Raw genomic sequence first — 19632 nt, forward strand, 5'->3', positions numbered from 1 at the left:
CGAAGAATAGTGTCTAAATTATATTAAAAAAGTCCTTAAAACTTCTTTTAAGGACTTTTTTCTACAAGATTACAGCTGTATAAAACAAATACTGCTTTATTATATTTAAAATACTTACTTTCTATACTCTGGTCTTAATTCAACCTTTGGAACTTTCATAGTGTCACCAGTTTGCATTGTCTTACGACCATTAAGAACTTGAAAATACCCAACCATATCAGCACCAAGTGTCTTTCGGCTATACTTCTCCATAGTCTCACCTTTCTTCAACACTACAATGCGATCAATGCCTATAATATTATAAGCACCATAACGGATACGAGGGTCACTATTTAAAGCCATAAAAGAATCAACTTTAGCTGTCTCTTTCTTTTCAGGTGTTTTATGAACTTTAGTTACAGATGTTGTATCTGCAGGGACAGTCTGTGTGCCAAGGGAAGAATGATCTTCTGAAGTATTTACTTGCTCTGCTACTTCTTTCGTCTTCTTCTTTGAGTTTGTGCTACTCATTCGTGCCCAAAGAAAAATACCAAGACATATGATTACAATAAATGCAACCAATGCAACCTTCTTTAGTATACCATTCTCTGAACTTTCTACATCAGTGTCTTCGTCGTCAAGAATATGAGTTGGTTCAGAACTATTTGGTAATTCTTTTTTATCAATATTATTCTCATTTGAAGACTCTTCTCGTTCTTCTGATGTATTAGAAACAGATTGTACAGACTTAACTTCAACCTCTATAGTTTCCTCCTCATCCTTTGGTTCAACTATAGCGTCAACCTTTGACTCAACAATTGAATCGACCTTAGAATCTACCTCTTTAGCAACCTCCTGTTTTTCCTCTTTCTTTTCTTCAAGATTAGAAGGTTTTTCTTCTAAATCAAAGATAGCCTCATTTTCTTCTGTAGTAGGCTCTTCTATAACATCAATCGGTAAGTTCTTTTCATTGAGATTATCTTCTGCCTCTATTTCCGCACCCCCTTTTACAGAACTAATATTATTAGTTTCATCCTTTGTATCTTCTACTTCTGTTCTTTCCTCCTCGACAAGTAGTTTTTCTTCAGAAGTATTTTTTGTTGTGGCATCATCAACAAGTTCTGATTTTACCTCATCAGAACTATCTTCAGCAGGAATACGTTCTAACTCCTCTGTGTCAATGCCATCATTGATAACGACAGTCTCAAATTGCGAGAAAGGTTTGTTCACAAGTTCCTTCATCACTGTATCTGGAGTGAAACTGATCTTGTCATGACCTTCAATAAGTACACGTTCACCAGTATTAACGTTAACACTCTCACGTGGTTTAACAGCTTGAACCTTAAAGGTTCCAAGTCCTTTAATCTTTACTTGATTACCGTTTTTTAATTCAGAACTTATAATGTCAAAAAAGGCATCAACAAAAGCTGCCGCATCAGCAACCGACAGATTATGCTGTTTAGCCAATGCACTTGTAATTAATTGTATTGCACTCTTAGCCATTATCTTGTCCTCCCTTTCTTACATGTCCTTTGATTGTTGCTGCAGGTTTGAAGTTAAGAACCAACTTTGGAGGAACCAGCATACGCAAACCTGTTGAAGGATTAACCATAACACGTTCCAAACGCTTTTTAACTTCAAACGTTCCGAAACCAATAACTGGCACAGGATCGCCTGTTTCAAAGGACTTACCCATCATGTCTACAACAGTTTTCACCATTTTCTGGCTTTCATCCTGTGTATATCCAGTTCTTGCTGCTAATGCTGCAATGAATTCTTTATTATTCATTCTGTTTTCTCCTTTTTATTCAAAAATTCAGAATCTATAATCAAATTAATTCTTAGTTTATAAATTCAAAATTATGAACTACAAACTATTACTTAACTACCTCTCCAAAAAGGTCAAACTCATCGGAGTCTGTGATGCAAACATCATAGAATTTACCGATACGTAAAGGCTTCTCTGCTGATGATATCAAGACTTCAGGATCCACCTCTGGTGAACAGAATTCTGTACGACCAACATAGTATTCTCCTTCCTTACGGTCAATAATAACTTTAAAGGTTTTACCTACCTTCTCAGCTTCTAATTCTTCTGATATCCCTTGTTGAATAGCCATTAGTTCATCGAGACGAGCCTGTTTAACATCCTCTGGTACATCATCTTTATAATGATTTGCACTATAGGTACCTTCTTCTTCAGAATAAGAGAAGGCTCCCATACGCTCAAAGCGAGCATTAGTAACAAACTCCTTTAATTCCTCAAAATCTTCATCAGACTCACCAGGGAAACCAACAAGAAGTGTTGTACGAAGATGAATACCTGGCACACGACGACGTATCTCTGCAATTAAATCAAGTGTTTCCTGCTTACTCACATGACGGCGCATACGATTAAGCATATGGTCCGAAATATGTTGGAAGGCTATATCCAAATATTTACACACATTTGGTTTTTCTGCGATTACATCGAGAAGGTCAAGTGGGAACTGATTTGGGTAAGCATAATGGAGGCGAATCCACTCTACCCCCTCTATATCAGCCATTCGTGATATAAGTTCAGTAATATGATGTTTACCATCAAGGTCTACACCATAGTAGGTCAGTTCCTGCTCAATAATCTGAAACTCCTTCACTCCTTGAGCAACAAGCCCTCTCACCTCATCCAAAATTTCTTCAACAGAACGTGAATGATGACGACCCGTAATCAATGGAATGGCGCAATAAGCACAATGACGATCACAACCTTCAGCAATCTTTACATAAGCATAATGGCGTGGAGTGGTAAGATGTCTAACCCCATTACAAGCAGGAACATCAGCCTTACCAAGGTCTGTCAGCAACTGTTTATAATTGAACTTACCATAGAACTTATCTACCTCTGGAAGTTCTGCTTCAAGCTCGTCTTTGTATCGTTGTGACAGACAGCCCATTACATAGAGCTTATTAAGCTGTCCATTCTTCTTTCTATTGATAAATTCAAGAATCGTATTGATACTTTCTTCTTTTGCAGCTTCGATGAATCCGCATGTATTGATAACGGCTATCTCACCTTGTGGACGCTTTGAGTCATGTGTACAATGAAAGCCGTTTTCTTCAAATTGCTTCATGATTAGCTCTGAATCTACAAGATTCTTTGAGCAGCCCATGGTAACAATATCTATCTGATTTTTCTTCATTCGTTCTTTGTTTAGTGATAGGCGTTGAATGTTGGGTGTTGAATGTTAGGTGTTGAATGTTGGGTGTTGGGTGTTAATGAATTGCATAAATGGATGTAATATCACTTCATCAACAACCAACACCCAACATTCAACACCTAACATTCAACACCCAACACCCTATTTAAATAGGCTATCAACAAACTGCACCTTATCAAAAAGCTGCAAGTCTTCCATGCCTTCACCTAATCCAATATACTTAACAGGAACCTTCAATTGGTCACTAATACCTATCACGACTCCTCCCTTAGCGGTTCCATCAAGTTTCGTAATAGCCAGAGATGTAATCTGTGTTACAGCAGCAAACTGACGTGCCTGTTCAAAGGCATTCTGTCCAGTACTTCCATCAAGTACAAGCAGTACCTCGTGTGGAGCCTCAGGAACAACCTTTTTCATTACGTCCTTGATTTTCTTCAACTCGTTCATCAAGCCTACTTTATTGTGCAAACGACCTGCCGTGTCAATAATCACTACATCCGCACCATTTGCTTTAGCACTTTGCAGTGTATCAAAAGCAACACTTGCAGGGTCTGCTCCCATCTGCTGTTTCACTACTGGAACACCAACACGGTCGCCCCAAATTTGAATCTGCTCAACAGCAGCAGCGCGGAAGGTGTCAGCTGCTCCGAGATAAACTTTCTTTCCAGCTTGCTTAAACTGCCAAGCAAGTTTACCTATGGTTGTAGTCTTACCTACACCATTTACTCCGACAACAAGTATAACGTATGGGTGTGTACCTTCTGGTAACGTCCATTCTCCATTATCTCCAGTATTATTTTCAGTGAGTAATGCTGTTATCTCACTTTTAAGAATACTATTAAGCTCGCTTGTTGAAACATACTTATCGCGGGCAACACGTTCTTCAATGCGTCGGATAATCTTAATAGTTGTATCTACACCTACATCAGACGTTACAAGAATCTCTTCAAGGTCGTCTAAGACCTCATCATCTACTTTTGACTTTCCTGCCACTGCACGTGTCAGTTTTGAGAAAACATTTTCTTTTGTTTTCTCAAGTCCTTTGTCAAGTGTTTCTTTCTTCTTCTTACCGAATAAACCGAATAATCCCATATAATTAGCTAATTTGTTGCAAAGATAATAAAAAGTTGACGAAAAAGCAAATTTGCTTTACAACACAATGAAAATTAGTATTATCCAAGAAATATTTACGTTACAATTTACGTATTTAAGCCTAAGTGTATTCTTTTTTATGATAAGATTGAATAGTAGAGTTTGTTTTTAATAGAAATAATATAACTCATCACATATCATGTTAAGCCTCCGCACCAGCCGTGTTAATGCTTCGCACCAATGGTGCGGAGCCTTAACAACATGCTTTATAATACTAAGAAAAACTATATTTGTTTGTGATTAGGGGTATCATTTACTATTAAAACCGGGTTATATAGTATAATATCAATCGAAATATTAGTTTTATCAGATTACAGTAAACGCAATTAAGCATTCCTTATGCTTAAAGAAATGCTTACTTACAACGTTACTAACGAGTTTATGAGAACTTATTAAGTATCTTTAATCAAATCGATATATAAAATACTAATATTCAAATATGTATCAATAAATAATTAAAGTAAATTATCGATGCTTATGCTTTACATACCAACTATGGATAAACGTATCATACAGAATCAGTGAGACTGCTAAAATTCCAAGTCCAATCCATAAGATAAGAGGTAGTTCAAGATTAAATACTCCATAAGAAAGAACCAAACCGACACCGATACCTGTTTCCCAAGCCAGTAAAAACGTACTCTGACTCGTTCCGCGTTGACAATGGTCTGACATCTTTATAAAAAAGAGTAAGAATCTACTTCCTATCAATCCTACACCCAGACCAATAAGGATTGGTACGATATAGCTAACACTTTCCTGATTTCGAGTAATCATCAGTAGAATCGCAATACCAATAACAATCATTCCTGTTGTGGCTTCGCTGCGAAGATCAGCATCTGCAAAGACAAATCTTTCAGCAAGAATTGCTATAATAAAGCCCACCATCAGCATTCCATAAAAACGAGGACTGTGTTCTATACTCAAAAGAAGTCCAACAACAGATGTGATAAGAGTCACATTGACAAAAAGCCAATGACTACCTTTCAATAGAAAACGATCGCAAGAAAAGCGAGAGAAATCCTCACTTGGCATACGAAATGGAAATCTTATTAAGTTGACAAAGATAAAAGAAACAGCCAAGCATATACAAGACAAGAGGAGTACTGAAGCAAAATTCATTGTTTGATATACCATGATTCCCGCTAAAGGACCAAATGAGAGCGCAAAACGTCCAAACCATGTTGCAGCATGATTTGCTTCTGTTCTGTGTACAGCTTCAACAGTATCAATAATGAGTGTACTAAGAAGGACGAGTTGCGAAAGACCATAGAAAGCACCTTGTATGAAACGAAGTCCTACAAGTAGCGTATAATCAAAAGAGTTATAAGGTAAATTACTTAGATAATAAAGTACCCCTGTAACTGCCAATAGTAATAATGTTGAGACATTAAATACATTTTTGCGACGATAGCGTTGAACAAGATAGCCAGAAAGACTACCAAAGAGATATATCCCAATAAAGAACACACCCATTACCAAAGCTATCTGTAACATAGAATATCCTCTAACTTCCATACGCAAAGGTATGGTAGTAATGAGCATATAAGACGACATGACTAACAAAAGATTAGCCATTGCCAATAACCAAAAATGCTTATTCCACAAACGAACGTGAACAGGTATGTTTTGAGTATCCATAAATCATTATTATCCAGAAATTAATCATTATGTGAGTTAGATTCTGAAATATGTAATGTATTTTGTTAGAGATAGATGAATACAACAGTCTCTATTTAGCTTTTAAATACATATTTCCATTAATAAATCCAACATCATTTAGAATCGTAATTTATAAATTCTTACCTATAAACGAATATTAATATGACTCAGATTCTGAAGGAAAGCTCGTATCCTTCACACATTTAATATATTCTTGTACACCCTCTGTCATACATTTGTTGACATTAGCGAAATGACGGAGGAACTTAGGCTTGAAGCCCTGTGTCATACCAAGAGCATCTGCATAAACAAGCACCTGACCGTCTGTACCATTACCAGCACCGATACCTATCGTTGCAGCTTTCACCATAGAAGTAACCTTTGTGGCTAAAGATGCAGGAACTTTCTCAAGGGTGATAGCACTGACACCTGCAGCATCAAGCGCAAGTGCATCCTCTATAAGTTTCTCAGCTTCTGCGTCGTCTTTGGCACGTAGTCCATATCCACCAAACTTATGAATACTTTGTGGAGTAAGACCAAGATGTCCAATAATAGGAATACCAGCATCAACTATTCCTTTAACAGTATCAGCAATCTCCTTACCACCTTCCATTTTGAGTGCACCTGCACCAGTTTCTTTTATAATACGAATAGCATTGCAAATACCATCTTCACGACTTATCTGATAAGAACCGAATGGCATATCACAAACAACAAGACAACGTTGACAAGCACGTACAACAGAACGTGCATGATAAATCATCTGTTCAACAGTAATAGGAGTTGTATCTTGATTACCTGCCATCACATTCGATGCAGAATCACCCACAAGAATACTGTCGATTCCTGCGGCATCAATAATTCCTGCTGTCGTAAAGTCATAGGCAGTCATTTGAGTAATCTTCTCGCCCGCTGCCTTCATTTCCAATAATGTTTTTGCAGTAACTTTCTTCTTATCTGTTGTTAAATATCCCATAATCACTTTTATAATTCAATAGTCCAATCCTTTCCAATTTATGCTTTATAAGCAAATATGATTTTGAACCTTGACTTTTGTTTCGGGCTGCAAAGTTACTCCTTTTTAATGGTCTGACAAAGTAAAACCATCATAATTACTAATAACCTCCTTTGTGTAAGGTTCTATTTCAGCCACAGAATTAGTCGTAGCAAGACCTATTACACGTGCTCCTGACGCAATTCCCGAACGCAATCCATTAAAGCTATCTTCAAAGACAATGCATTCTTTAGGTGATACACCAAAACGAGCAGCAGCCTTAAAGTAACAATCAGGAGATGGTTTACTCTCTTCAAAGTCTTCAGAGGTTAGAATTTCGTCAAAGTATCCCTTAAATTCTGGATGCTTATTATAAACATTCAGCATCTTCTCAAGGTTAGAACTCGTAACAACAGCAGTCTTTATACCTTTACTTCTAACATCTTTTACAAAGTCCTCGAAACCAGTAATATAATTAAAAGACATATTCTGTTCGTATTCATAGAGAAGTGTAGTAACTTCTTTCTGTTTATCTTCGTCTCCAGTAAAATACTTATCGTATATCTGAACAAGTGTCTGTCCTTTAATAATATGCTCAAAATTATCAATGTTAGGACGAAGTCTTTTATCCAAATTTCGCCAAAACAAGGTGTATAAAGGCTCTGTATCGAACACAACTCCATCCAAATCAAACAAACAAGCTTTTACCATTTTCCTCATTTATTATTATATATTATAATGCAAAGTTACAAAAACTTTTCGTAACTTTGTAGCCTATATATGACAAAGAAGTTATTTACAATATTTGCTTTTTCCACAATGCTAATATTCATTATGAGCAGTTGTGAACACAAGTCATCAGCACCAAAGAAGTTGGATATCCCAACAGCTGTCGTTTCTATAGACACTGTAGCTCGTCTTTCAGATGCAATACAATGTCATGTACATGTAGATTTCACTTACTTAAAAGAGAGTAAACATGCTGCTGTCAATGATTCTTTACTCAGAATGGGGCTTTTACAACCAGACTATTTCGCTATCAATAACGATAAACTCACTCCTAAGACTGCTATTCCGTCCTTTGTACGGCAGTATATAAAGCAGTATATGGAAATAGCTCAGCTTATTCGCCAGAAAGAGAGAGATAAAAGTCAACTCATTGGGGAGCTAACTATCAAGACAGAATTAAGAGCTGCTGCGGACAAATATATTACTGCCTTATCACATATTGCCATTAACAATGGCAATGGTCAGCTTACAAAGTATACGATTGTACGTAATTTTAATCCCCAAAACGGTAAACTTATCACACTTCAAGACCAATTTGGTAAGGATTATAAAGAAACGCTAACAAAGGAAATCATTGTGCGTTTAGCAGAGAAAGAGGACCTTGAGAAAGATGACATAGCAGGATTACAAGCAAAGGGTTATTTCATTGGTATAGCCCCCTACCCTGCAGATAACTTCATTCTTACAGATGATTCAACTGTATTTATCTATAGCCCAGGTGAGATTAGTCAGAAAGAAGTTAGAGTTGCTATCGACAACTAACATTCTCTATGGCTTTATTTTTGTACCGCTAAACCTCATACAAAAAGATTATGATTGAAATTATAAAGAAATACTTTCCTCAACTTACTCCAAAACAGGAAGAACAATTTGCAGCGCTCGATGCACTATACCACGACTGGAATGCAAAAATTAATGTCATTTCACGTAAAGATATTGATAATCTTTATGAGCATCATATTCTTCATTCATTAGCTATCGCAAAATATATAAACTTCCGTGAAGGTACAAACGTTCTTGACTTTGGTACTGGTGGAGGCTTTCCTGGTGTTCCTCTTGCAATCTTCTTTCCTGAAGCCAACTTTAAACTCATTGATGGTACAGGTAAGAAAATAAGAGTTGCACAGGAAATTGCTGATGCAATTGGCCTTGAGAATGTCCTCCCTTCTCACTTACGTGGAGAAGAAGAGAAAGGTAAGTTTGACTTCATTGTATCACGTGCAGTGATGCCACTACCTGATTTAATGAAGATTGTCAAGAAGAATATTGCATCAGACCAACATAATGTTTTACCAAATGGTGTTATTGTTTTAAAAGGTGGAAACCTTGATGAAGAACTGAAACCATACAAAAACATTGCTGAAAAAACTGAACTTTCACAATGGTTTGATGAAGAATGGTTTAAGGAGAAATATCTTATTTACGTACCAGGATAATCCTATCCCTTACGCTTTTATAATATTATTCTTCTTCATTATCAACCATTTATACTCAAATATCACTTATGCTTAAAATCCAAACTTTTGAGGTTAATCCTCTTCAGGAGAACTGCTACGTTGTCAGTGACGAAACTAAGGAATGTATTATTATTGATTGTGGCGCACTTACCGAAAGCGAACAGAACTCTATCATTGATTATATAAAAGGGAACGGGCTAACACCTGTCCACAATCTTGGTACCCATGGCCATCTTGATCATCACTTTGGTGATGCTGCTCTTCTTACTGCCTTTAACCTCCAGCCAGAGGTTTCTGAAGGCGATAGTGTATTTATGAATAATCCAAAACAGGCAGCTGCACAGATGCTGGGAATGCAACTGAACTATGACTTGCCTGCTGGTGATTTAAAACTAACAGACAAGCAAATTATATCATTCGGTTCACACACCTTTAAGGTTATCCATACTCCTGGACATTCTGGCGGTTCAGTATGTTTTTATTGTGCAGAAGAGAATGTCATCTTTACTGGTGATACCTTATTTAAAGGAAGTATTGGTAGAACAGATTTCCCTGGAGGTAGTATGTTTCAGATTATTAGTAGTCTTCGAGAACTTGCACAACTTCCCGACACTACTATTGTTTATCCTGGGCATGGACCACAGACATCTATCGGTTTCGAGCTATCTCATAACCCTTATATGGACCGATAAAACACAAGTAAAATAATTCCTCAAGATGAAGACAAGAAGTTCACAACCCGAAAAGATACTACTTGGTATCGATCCTGGCACTAATGTGATGGGATATGGTGTGCTACGTGTCTGTGGAAATAAAGCTGAACTTGTTGTCATGGGTGTCATTGACATGCGCAGGGAGAAAGATGTATATCTCCGATTGGGCAGGATATTTGAGCGAGTAACAGGTATTATCGACGAATATTTACCCGATGAAGTAGCCGTCGAAGCTCCTTTCTTTGGAAAGAATGTACAATCAATGCTGAAACTTGGACGTGCACAAGGTGTTGTTATTGCTGCAGCTATTAACCACGATGTCCCTATTCAAGAATACGCACCATTGAAAATTAAAATGGCAATTACGGGAAATGGCTCTGCCTCTAAGGAACAGGTTGCTGGTATGTTACAAAAGCTATTACATCTACGTGACGATCAAATGCCTCATTTTATGGATGCTACGGATGCTGTTGCAGCAGCTTATTGTCATTTCTTACAGATGAGTCGGCCAGAAACGGATGCAAAACACTATGGGTCTTGGAAAGATTTTGCGCGCAAAAATGCGGACAGAATAAGATAAACAAAAGACCTAACACGGCTGTATTTAGTTATGAATACAATTATGTACATTAAACCTATAAAACTTCAATAACGTCAAAGATAACAACTAAAACAACACAAGGATTTAAGTATCAAGCGTATGAAAAATAGAATAATAGCTCTTTCATTCCTACTCGCATCTGTACTTACGGTGAATGCCCAGCAGGAGCGTGTATCGAAACAACTATATGCAAGTGCTTACAAGATAGCAACTGACAGTAAAGAAGATGTAAACGTGCGCAAAGCAGCTTCCTTTAAAGTCGACGCAATTACCTATCTTAATACTCGAACATTATCTGCTCTTGTTGATACAACAAAGCAACTTTCTACTAAGGATATAGCTCATCTCAACGCACAACTTGACTCTATGGCTTATTATATGCATGAGTATGTTAATCTCTTTACGAAAGAGTATGCACGTGTTGACAAGCAAAAGAGAAAAGAGCAAATTCTCAAGATATTCCGTGATGCAAGTATTAATCACCCACTCTACAATGACCCTGATAAGAATCTTGTTTTGGTATACTTCAATAGTGAGGACTATCTTACTCAGTTCTCCCTCGATACCGACTGGATTAAAGCATTGGCAGAAGTAAAGAAGAAGTTGGCTGAGTAGTATAAATTCAATATTTTAAGATACATAACAATGCAAGACGAACAATTAAGATATTCATTTGAAGACAAATTCAAAGAGGATTTGACAACTTATCTACAAGGGAAACAACTTGTAGATAATATGTTGCCAGATATTACCGACATGGAAGATAAGTGGTTGGGTATTGCTGAAGCTTACTTACCTGATGGTATGCGAGAGTGTGCCAACTATCCTACCGTCTCCCTTGGTTGGATGATGTACATCGGTATGGCAATAGCTAAATATTGGGATGAAGACTGGGGGTTGTATAGTAAGGTAGAGAATCTCTACACTTATCTACGCGATCGTATTGATTATGACCACATGGATGACTATATTTGTGAGAAAGTTCTACTTCTTTCTACTGAAGACCATAAGGATATTGCCGCTATTGTAGGAAAGTGTGCAGCACGAACCAATAGCCTACTCCGTCATCTTCCTATTGCACCAGGTAGTAGTGATGCCTTTCAAGCATATGTAGCAGCACTTCACCAAATGTATTATATGGGTGCAGCCATGCAGTTAAAACGTATGGGCTATCACATGACAAAAATATAGTTTTAACCCAAATCGGTCATTAGAGCCTAAACATATTTTGTTTTAATATCGAGCAGATTGTTTGGCTTCGGAACGCAGACGTAACGGGCTACGTCAAGTTACAAAGAAGGACAAGATGCCGATAAGAAAATTAAAGATGTTAGGAAACAATACCACAGTAATAAGAATCATACATATTGTGCCCTAATGACCGATTTGGGTTAAAGCAAAACACACCTTCTTTATTATAATAGACAGTCCTATTTAATAACTCTATTCGGTCTAAGATTATAAAGATGAGCTTAAGATACATCATATTTATGACGATGTCTTACCCTTTTCAACTTACCTTCAGACGCTTAGCACACATCGTGCGAATGCCCCGCACATGTTGTGCGGAGGCTTTATATCAATCTTTATAAGCATTTACCATCTTACTAATTATGAACAAAAAAGCAAGAACTTATTGTTTTAATATAATAGAAAGCATCTTTACAGCTTTTAAATGATTCCCAATGAACATAAGAAAACAGGGATACCCGATGAGGTATCCCTGTTTTCTTATATATCTATCAACGTCTAAAGATAGATATTATCACTTAGAAGTACTCTTCTTGTATACCATTAACATTGATAGTGTCAGCCGTCTCACAAGGATTAAACTTAGCTGGAATAGCAAACTTAGTACCTTGATTATATCCTAACCGTTTGTCAGTATAAACACGCTGCATAAAGTAAGCCCATACTGGCAAGGCAGTTGTAGCACCCTGACCCATTGATGTATGGTCGAAGTGAATATCACGGTCTTCACCACCAACCCAGCAACCACTGACAAGTTCTGGTGTAATACCCATAAACCAACCATCCGAGTTATTGTTCGTTGTACCTGTCTTTCCACCAATATCAGCTGTAAGATGGTAAGCATAACGCAAACGACTACCTGTACCACCTTGAATAACGGCACGCAACATATCAATCATCTGATAAGAACTTACCTCTGAAATAACCTCTGTCATCAAGGGTTGGAACTTAGCAATGACGTTACCATGGCTGTCTTCAATCTTTGTTACAAAGAGTGGAGCACAACGAATACCACCATTAGCAAACGTTGTATAGGCACTTGCCATCTCACCAACAGAAGCCTCACAAGGTCCAAGACACAACACCGGACTTGTATTCTTATCAATATCAGGATTGTTCAATCCAAAGTCATGTAGAATGTTTACGAACTGAGACGGACCGAGGAGGTTAATCAAATACGCTGAAATCCAGTTGTTAGACTGTTGTAAAGCCCAGCGCAAAGGAACCTCTTGACCATAACGAGCACGTGAACCATTGCGAGGTGTCCATCCACCATAAGTACGCTGTACGTTTGGAGCAAGTGTACAAGGGGTCATACCATTCTGCATTGCAAGTGCATAAAGGAATGGTTTTATAGTTGAACCAACTTGACGACGACCACCCATAACAACATCATACTTGAAATGTTGATAATCAATACCACCAACATAAGCCTTAACAGCACCCGTATGTGGGTCCATACTAACAAAGGCTGAACGGAGGAATGACTTATAGTAACGTATTGAATCAATTGGCGTCATCACCGTATCAATATCACCATGGTATGTAAAGAGCGTCATCTCATGTGGTGTACGGAAACTACGTCTAATCTCATCAGGGGTAGCTCCCTGTTCTTTCAAACGTTGATAGCGTAGTGTCTGACGGCAAGAACGATTCAATATCTCTTTAATCGTACGACGTGATATGTTAGATGAGAACGGTGCATTCTTCTTATAACGCATAGCCTGATTGAACTGTGATTGCAAGTATCCACCTACATGCTTGCGCACAGACTCTTCAGCATACTGCTGCATACGTGTATCAATGGTCGTGTAGATACGTAAACCATCAGTATTCACATTATAAGGCTCACCATTACGCTTCGTATTCTTATTACACCAACCATAAAGTGGATCCTGCTCCCAGGCAATAGAATCAAGAACAAACTGACGATTCTGCCATGACTGATAATTCTCACGCTCCGGTTTCTTTGCCATCATGTATTGACGAAGGAATGCTTGGAAATAGTCACCTGCGCCATTCACTGGCTTTGACTTCGTAAAATGAAGTCCTAAAGGACGCTGTGACAATTCTTTATATTCATCTTTCGTTACATAGCCAGACTTAACCATCTGCATCAAAACAACATTACGACGTTGCAAACAACGTTCTGGATGACGAAGAGGATTGAACATTGATGGGTTCTTGCAAAGTCCTACTAACATAGCAGACTCAGTCACCGTCAACTTACGTGGTTCCTTATTGAAATAGACATTAGCAGCTCGCTTGATACCAACAGCATTATGAAGGAAATCAAAATAATTGAAATACATAGCAAGTATCTCTTCCTTCGTGAAGTAACGTTCCAACTTCACTGCAATAATCCACTCAATAGGCTTCTGCAAAAGACGTTCTACTGTGCTGTGTGCCTTCTCAGAGAAAAGCTGTTTAGCAAGCTGCTGTGTGATTGTAGAACCACCTCCTGCACTTGCCTGTCCCATCACACCTCGCTTCACAACAGCACGTCCAAGGGCTATAAAGTCAACACCTGAATGTTCATAGAAGCGTTCATCTTCTGTCGCAACAAGGGCATGAACAAGGTGTGGCGACAGTCCATTATAGTCGATTGCCACACGATTATTGTTATCCGCGTTCCAAGTACCGATAAGTTGTTGGTCTGAAGAATAGACTTGCGAAGCAAACTTATCTATAGGGTTAGACAATTCATCCATATCAGGCATGTACCCTACCCATCCGTTCCATACAGAGATGAAGAATACGAAGACCAAGCCCAAGATGGCAAGAAGTGACCCCCAGAGGAAATGTACAAAGTGTCTTCTCATAATTGTGAAAATATTATGCAAAGATAATGTAAATCAATGGATAAGCAAAATAAATAGATATTTTTTTGTTATAGGTGGATATTTCCCTTTCTATAGTTCGTTGATTAGAAAATAATAATGTACCTTTACCAACAGAAAAGAACTAAAACATCACAAAACAAATATGGAAAAGCATAACTTTGTGAATATCCAAGGGTTAGATCGTGAGCAGCTACTCTATCTTATTCAAATGGCTCAAGAGTTTGAGAAACATCCAAACCGAGAGTTACTTAAAGGTAAGGTTATCGCAACGCTCTTCTATGAGCCTTCTACACGTACCCGACTTAGTTTTGAAACAGCGGCTAACCGACTCGGCGCACGTGTTATTGGCTTTACCGATGCAAAGGTTTCAAGTGTCAGCAAGGGTGAAACACTAAAAGACACCATCCTCATGGTCTCTAATTATGCCGATGCAATTGTTATGCGACATTACATAGAGGGTGCAGCACAATATGCTTCTGAAGTGGCTCCAGTGCCTATCATTAATGCTGGCGACGGAGCACATCAACATCCTTCACAATGCTTGCTTGACCTTTATACGATTAATCAGACACAAGGAACATTAGAGAACTTAAACATCTATCTTGTTGGTGATCTTAAATACGGTAGAACAGTTCATTCTCTTCTTATGGCTATGCGCCATTTCAACCCAACGTTTCACTTTATCGCGCCAAAGGAACTTGCTATGCCAGAGGAGTATAAGGTATATTGTCGTGAGCATAATATTCACTTTGAAGAGCATGAGGATTTCACGCCAGAAGTGATTGCTAATGCTGATATTATCTATATGACACGTGTACAGAAAGAACGCTTCTCTGACTTAATGGAATATGAACGTGTAAAGAATGTTTATATTCTTCGTCGTGATATGCTCTCATTGGCTCGTCCAAACATGAAGATTCTTCATCCGCTGCCACGTGTGAACGAGATAGCATACGATGTTGATGATAGTCCACATGCTTACTACATAGAGCAAGCTCGCAATGGTCTTTTTGCGCGTGAAGCTATTTTCTGTCATTGTCTTGGTATATCTATGGAGGAAGTAAAAAACGATAAGACAATCTTGGAATAATAACTTTATCATTTTTACGAGTATGAGTATATTAAAAAAGAGTACGTTTGCCGCTCTGCTACTGATGCTTTTGACCACCATATTCAGCTGCGAACTAAACTCTGAAGATGGTCGTTGGGATCCTATGAAGTGGACTTCGAACCGCCCAGGAGACCCGAGAAAGATTACTGCTACAGCAGAAGGTGGAACTTATCAATTAAAATGTACCAACTATGGGGGACCATGGATTAGTAGCGTGACAGATGCTGACACTGTCATCTATGCCGGTAGTAAAGAGCAAGATTTTCGTCATATTAAATATGATTGGTACGATGTATTAGCAAAAGAGAATACTTTTTATATTACTCTTCTCCCCAATACAACTGGCAAAGAACGCAAACTATCCATCGATGTGACAGCAGGTGATATCTTCGATCATATAGAAGTGACACAAAACAAATAAAATATACTCATAATATCTATATAACTATATCCATTTAATGAACATGAATAAACTTAAGAATGTAACGTTTATAGCGTTGTTGCTGGTTCTTTTAACCACCCTATTCAGTTGTAGCAAGAATACGATTGATGATATCCACAGAACAACCTTTAAGTGGACTACAGACTATACTGGTGACCCAAGGAATATAACAGTTCCTGCTGAAGGAGGTACCTATAAGTTGGTATGCGCCAACTACCAAACTCTGCGATTTGCAAATAAGACTGTTGATGATTCATCAGTAATATATGGAGAAGAGGTAATCAGTACTGGTATTATGGGAAGATGGTACACAGCAGAATTAACAGGTAATACACTCACGATTACCATCAAGCCTAACACCACAGGTAAAATACGTAAGCTAATCTTTGGGATAAGAGCAGATGATGCCGTAGATAGAGTGAAAATCACCCAAGAAAAATAGAATGCATACTCATAATGCCTATGAGTGAACAAAGAAAATAGCCTACAAATACCCTGTCAGGCATTCCTTCATACCAAGGAGACGGAGTGAGGCTCATATCATTATGTCAAAGAAAGAACGTCTGGTAGCTGCTATTAAGAGCGGCACCGTTATAGATCATATTCCAGCAGAGAAGACTTTTCAGGTTGTGAACCTATTACAGCTCCAGAAGCTCTCCACACCTGTCACTATTGGTTTCAACTTCTCATCGAAGATGGTAGGCACAAAGGGAATCATCAAGGTGAGCGACAAGTTCTTTACTGATGATGAAATCTCCCGTTTGTCGGTCGTGGCACCGAACGTGGTGTTGAACATCATTAATGACTATGAAGTGGTAGAGAAGAAGAAGGTTGTGACACCGGACGAGCTTCGGAGCATTGTAAGATGCAATAATCCAAAGTGCATCACTAACAACGAACCTATGAACACCATTTTCCATGTTGTCGATAAGGAGCATGGTATTCTTAAATGTCATTACTGCGATAAAGAACAGGAAATGGAGAAGGTTGAACTGGTATAGAATGCAAGTTGCTGGGTAAACAAGTTTATAAGTAGACAAGTTGGCGAATTTACAAGTAGATTAGTTACTTGTCTTGAAGAATAAGTCGATATGTTAAGCAACTATCTATGAGTAAATTAATTGATATCATTAAAGCTAATTAGATTGAAGTATTTTATAAATTATAGACTTGTTTACTCAGCCTTAAAACCTTTTTTTCTATTTATTTACGTGATGAGAAATCATTTTTTTAGTTCTTCCGTTAAATGTGTAGGCGCTTTTCGTATTGCTTTAACGTAAGAACCGAGGTTACTCATCAAACAAAAAGCATAGATCAAACAGTCATCTATCTATCCTACTATCACCCTTCGTCATTGAAGACTTCTCATTTTAAGACTTCGAAAATCTGCTGACAAGGGTTTGAAAAATCATTACATAATTTCAAAGAAAACATCTATAACTAACAGTAAAAACACATATAAGAAGCAAGTCTGCAACCAACAGGAAATCAATTAGTTATAAAGTAACACGAGAAAAGATGCTTAATAAGACGTCAAAAGGGCGTTAGTAAGGGGCTTAAAGGGCACCTTTTGCAAGCCAATTGGGCGTCTTTTAGAAGCTAAAAGAGCATGTATTGGTTTTGAACTGCACAAAAATAGTTTACAAAAACAAATGACATAGGAATAAATTGTGTTCTTCTGAAATATGGAATGACAAACTAAAAGTCTTATATAATAGGCACACGGAGTCACGGAGGGGACGGAGGTAAACGCAATGTCACGCAGGTGCCGACGGCACAAGAGCGACGGAGATATAGCGTACAGATTCTTGATAACTACATTGCTTTGTTTTAATAATCTTTCGTCCTCTCCTTTTCTCCGTGTGACATTTCGTCAGAAACCTAACCTTAAGTGGCAAACTTTATCACTCCAAAATACTGAAGACCCTAAAAAATAGCAATAATAGGTTTTATAAACCTACAATTCATTATGCTACAAATAGGTTTTCTCATTTTTTTTTCGTACATTTGCAAGCATAGTATAAGGAGGATTTCCATTCATTCGTAGACAAGTAATAGAATCTTGATGGATAATAAGAATGCAACTTTAGAGTTAGGCACAAAACCTGTTGGTAAATTGTTGGTACAATATGCGTTCCCAGCAATTATTGCTATGATTGCAGCCTCACTCTATAACATAGTAGACCGAATATTCATTGGTCAGATTGTAGGACCAATGGCTATATCTGGTTTAGCTATTACTTTCCCTTTTATCAACCTTGGCGCAGCCTTTGGTGCAGCAGTAGGAATAGGAGCCTCTACGTCTATCAGTGTGAAATTAGGTCAGCGTGACTATGACACAGCTGAGAATATACTTGGTAATACTGTAACGCTTAATCTGATTATAGGAAGTGTATTTGGTATTATCTGCCTTATCTTTCTTGACCCAATCTTGCGATTCTTTGGTGCAAGTGATGCTACAATCCCCTATGCCCGCAGTTTTATGGAGGTTATTTTGGCGGGAAATGTCATCTCTCACATGTACTTTGGAATGAATGCAGTACTTCGTGCAGCATCAAAACCTCGACAGGCAATGATGGCTACGATTTTCACCGTCTTGATGAATATAGTCTTAGACTTTATCTTTATTAGGCTCTGGGGCTGGGGAATTCGTGGTGCAGCTTTCGCCACAGTCTTATCTCAAGCATTGGCATTATGCTGGCAGATGAAGCAGTTGACTAACAAAGATGAGATTTTACATTTAAAGCGTGGAATCTATCGACTTAAAAGACATTTGGTAGAAAACATCATCTCTATTGGTATTTCTCCATTCTTGATGAATGTTTGTGCTTGCATTGTAGTTATCTTTATGAATAATCAACTTGTCAGATACGGTGGTGATATGGCTGTTGGAGCATTCGGCATAGCTTATAGTGTGGCTATGATATTTGTAATGTTTGTCATCGGATTAGACCAAGGTATGCAGCCTATAGCTGGATATAACTATGGTTCACAGCAGACTGATAGACTTATGCGTGTATTGAAACTTACTATCTTTGCAGCAACAGGGATAATGGTTACAGGTTGGCTAATTGCTCATTTAGCTCCATATTACTGTGCACGTATGTTCACAAAGGACCCAGAATTAATTCGCCAAGCAATTAAGGCTATTCAAATAAACATGATGATGTATCCTGTCGTGGGATTTCAGATGGTTGTAACAAACTTCTTTCAGTGTATTGGTAAAGTAAAGATAAGTATCTTCTTATCTCTTTCTCGCCAATTACTATTCTTAATACCATTACTTGTTATCCTACCACATTTCTTCAACTTAAATGGTGTATGGGCATCATTGCCTTCAAGTGACTTCTTGGCATCATTAGTTGCAGCTATCATTATGATGGCTTATATGCGTCGGTTGAAAAAACAAAGTGTGAACAATCAAAACTTAAATTCATAAAT

General features: G+C 37.9%; 19 protein-coding genes. 11 read left to right on the top strand and 8 right to left on the bottom strand.

Annotated elements, in window-relative coordinates:
• Positions 1-114: 114 nt before the first annotated feature.
• The 7 genes from FIU21_RS01175 to FIU21_RS01205 all read right to left on the bottom strand — a co-directional run bounded on the left by FIU21_RS01175 (position 115) and on the right by FIU21_RS01205 (position 7695).
• The gene (locus tag FIU21_RS01175) at positions 115-1482 is read right to left on the bottom strand and encodes an HU family DNA-binding protein (RefSeq protein ID WP_004359439.1); all 1368 of its coding nucleotides are present in this window, start codon (positions 1480-1482) and stop codon (positions 115-117) included.
• Positions 1475-1768 carry an HU family DNA-binding protein gene (locus FIU21_RS01180; RefSeq protein ID WP_004359441.1) on the bottom strand — a complete coding sequence of 98 codons (294 nt, stop codon included), beginning with the start codon at positions 1766-1768 and terminating at the stop codon, positions 1475-1477. Before FIU21_RS01180 ends, FIU21_RS01175 begins: the two co-directional genes overlap by 8 nt.
• Positions 1769-1856: 88 nt before the next feature.
• Complete coding sequence (gene rimO, locus FIU21_RS01185; RefSeq protein WP_004359444.1) at positions 1857-3158, bottom strand: 30S ribosomal protein S12 methylthiotransferase RimO; 1302 nt, start codon at positions 3156-3158, stop codon at positions 1857-1859.
• 159 nt (positions 3159-3317) lie between these two features.
• Positions 3318-4268, bottom strand: a complete 951-nt coding sequence (gene ftsY, locus FIU21_RS01190) for a signal recognition particle-docking protein FtsY (protein ID WP_004359448.1) — start codon at positions 4266-4268, stop codon at positions 3318-3320.
• Between the two features lie 525 nt (positions 4269-4793).
• On the bottom strand, positions 4794-5969 hold the full coding sequence (locus FIU21_RS01195; protein WP_004359450.1) for an MFS transporter: 1176 nt from the start codon (positions 5967-5969) through the stop codon (positions 4794-4796).
• A 178-nt stretch (positions 5970-6147) separates the two neighbouring features.
• Positions 6148-6966, bottom strand: coding sequence for a 3-methyl-2-oxobutanoate hydroxymethyltransferase (panB, locus tag FIU21_RS01200; RefSeq protein ID WP_036885914.1), 819 nt, complete (start codon positions 6964-6966; stop codon positions 6148-6150).
• A gap of 105 nt (positions 6967-7071) precedes the next feature.
• The gene (locus FIU21_RS01205; protein ID WP_036885916.1) at positions 7072-7695 is read right to left on the bottom strand and encodes an HAD family hydrolase; all 624 of its coding nucleotides are present in this window, start codon (positions 7693-7695) and stop codon (positions 7072-7074) included.
• 69 nt (positions 7696-7764) lie between these two features.
• Here FIU21_RS01205 and FIU21_RS01210 point away from each other — a divergent pair, with 69 nt between their 5' ends.
• The 6 genes from FIU21_RS01210 (at position 7765) to FIU21_RS01235 (ending at position 11735) form a co-directional block, all read left to right on the top strand.
• Positions 7765-8535 (top strand): RsiV family protein, encoded by a 771-nt coding sequence (locus FIU21_RS01210; RefSeq protein WP_004359454.1) that lies wholly within the window; start codon positions 7765-7767, stop codon positions 8533-8535.
• 50 nt (positions 8536-8585) lie between these two features.
• Positions 8586-9209, top strand: coding sequence for a 16S rRNA (guanine(527)-N(7))-methyltransferase RsmG (rsmG, locus tag FIU21_RS01215; protein ID WP_004359455.1), 624 nt, complete (start codon positions 8586-8588; stop codon positions 9207-9209).
• A 68-nt stretch (positions 9210-9277) separates the two neighbouring features.
• Complete coding sequence (locus tag FIU21_RS01220) at positions 9278-9922, top strand: MBL fold metallo-hydrolase (RefSeq protein ID WP_004359456.1); 645 nt, start codon at positions 9278-9280, stop codon at positions 9920-9922.
• A gap of 25 nt (positions 9923-9947) precedes the next feature.
• Positions 9948-10523, top strand: a complete 576-nt coding sequence (gene ruvC, locus FIU21_RS01225; protein ID WP_004359457.1) for a crossover junction endodeoxyribonuclease RuvC — start codon at positions 9948-9950, stop codon at positions 10521-10523.
• A 120-nt stretch (positions 10524-10643) separates the two neighbouring features.
• Positions 10644-11159 (top strand): hypothetical protein, encoded by a 516-nt coding sequence (locus FIU21_RS01230; protein ID WP_004359458.1) that lies wholly within the window; start codon positions 10644-10646, stop codon positions 11157-11159.
• A gap of 30 nt (positions 11160-11189) precedes the next feature.
• The gene (locus FIU21_RS01235; protein ID WP_004359459.1) at positions 11190-11735 is read left to right on the top strand and encodes a hypothetical protein; all 546 of its coding nucleotides are present in this window, start codon (positions 11190-11192) and stop codon (positions 11733-11735) included.
• Between the two features lie 578 nt (positions 11736-12313).
• Here the strand turns inward: FIU21_RS01235 and FIU21_RS01240 are convergent.
• Positions 12314-14617 (bottom strand): transglycosylase domain-containing protein, encoded by a 2304-nt coding sequence (locus FIU21_RS01240; protein WP_004359460.1) that lies wholly within the window; start codon positions 14615-14617, stop codon positions 12314-12316.
• 163 nt (positions 14618-14780) lie between these two features.
• Here FIU21_RS01240 and pyrB point away from each other — a divergent pair, with 163 nt between their 5' ends.
• From pyrB to FIU21_RS01265, 5 genes are all read left to right on the top strand, one after another.
• On the top strand, positions 14781-15728 hold the full coding sequence (pyrB, locus tag FIU21_RS01245) for an aspartate carbamoyltransferase (protein ID WP_004359461.1): 948 nt from the start codon (positions 14781-14783) through the stop codon (positions 15726-15728).
• Between the two features lie 64 nt (positions 15729-15792).
• Positions 15793-16170: a hypothetical protein gene (locus FIU21_RS01250; protein ID WP_436972086.1), complete on the top strand. Its 378-nt coding sequence runs from the start codon at positions 15793-15795 to the stop codon at positions 16168-16170.
• 43 nt (positions 16171-16213) lie between these two features.
• Positions 16214-16633 carry a hypothetical protein gene (locus FIU21_RS01255; RefSeq protein ID WP_231291312.1) on the top strand — a complete coding sequence of 140 codons (420 nt, stop codon included), beginning with the start codon at positions 16214-16216 and terminating at the stop codon, positions 16631-16633.
• A gap of 103 nt (positions 16634-16736) precedes the next feature.
• Positions 16737-17192, top strand: a complete 456-nt coding sequence (gene pyrI, locus FIU21_RS01260; protein WP_004359464.1) for an aspartate carbamoyltransferase regulatory subunit — start codon at positions 16737-16739, stop codon at positions 17190-17192.
• A gap of 1064 nt (positions 17193-18256) precedes the next feature.
• On the top strand, positions 18257-19630 hold the full coding sequence (locus FIU21_RS01265) for an MATE family efflux transporter (protein WP_004359465.1): 1374 nt from the start codon (positions 18257-18259) through the stop codon (positions 19628-19630).
• Positions 19631-19632: the final 2 nt, after the last annotated feature.

It is taken from the genome of Prevotella melaninogenica, assembly GCF_013267595.1.
GTDB classification, from domain to species: Bacteria; Bacteroidota; Bacteroidia; order Bacteroidales; family Bacteroidaceae; genus Prevotella; species Prevotella melaninogenica_D.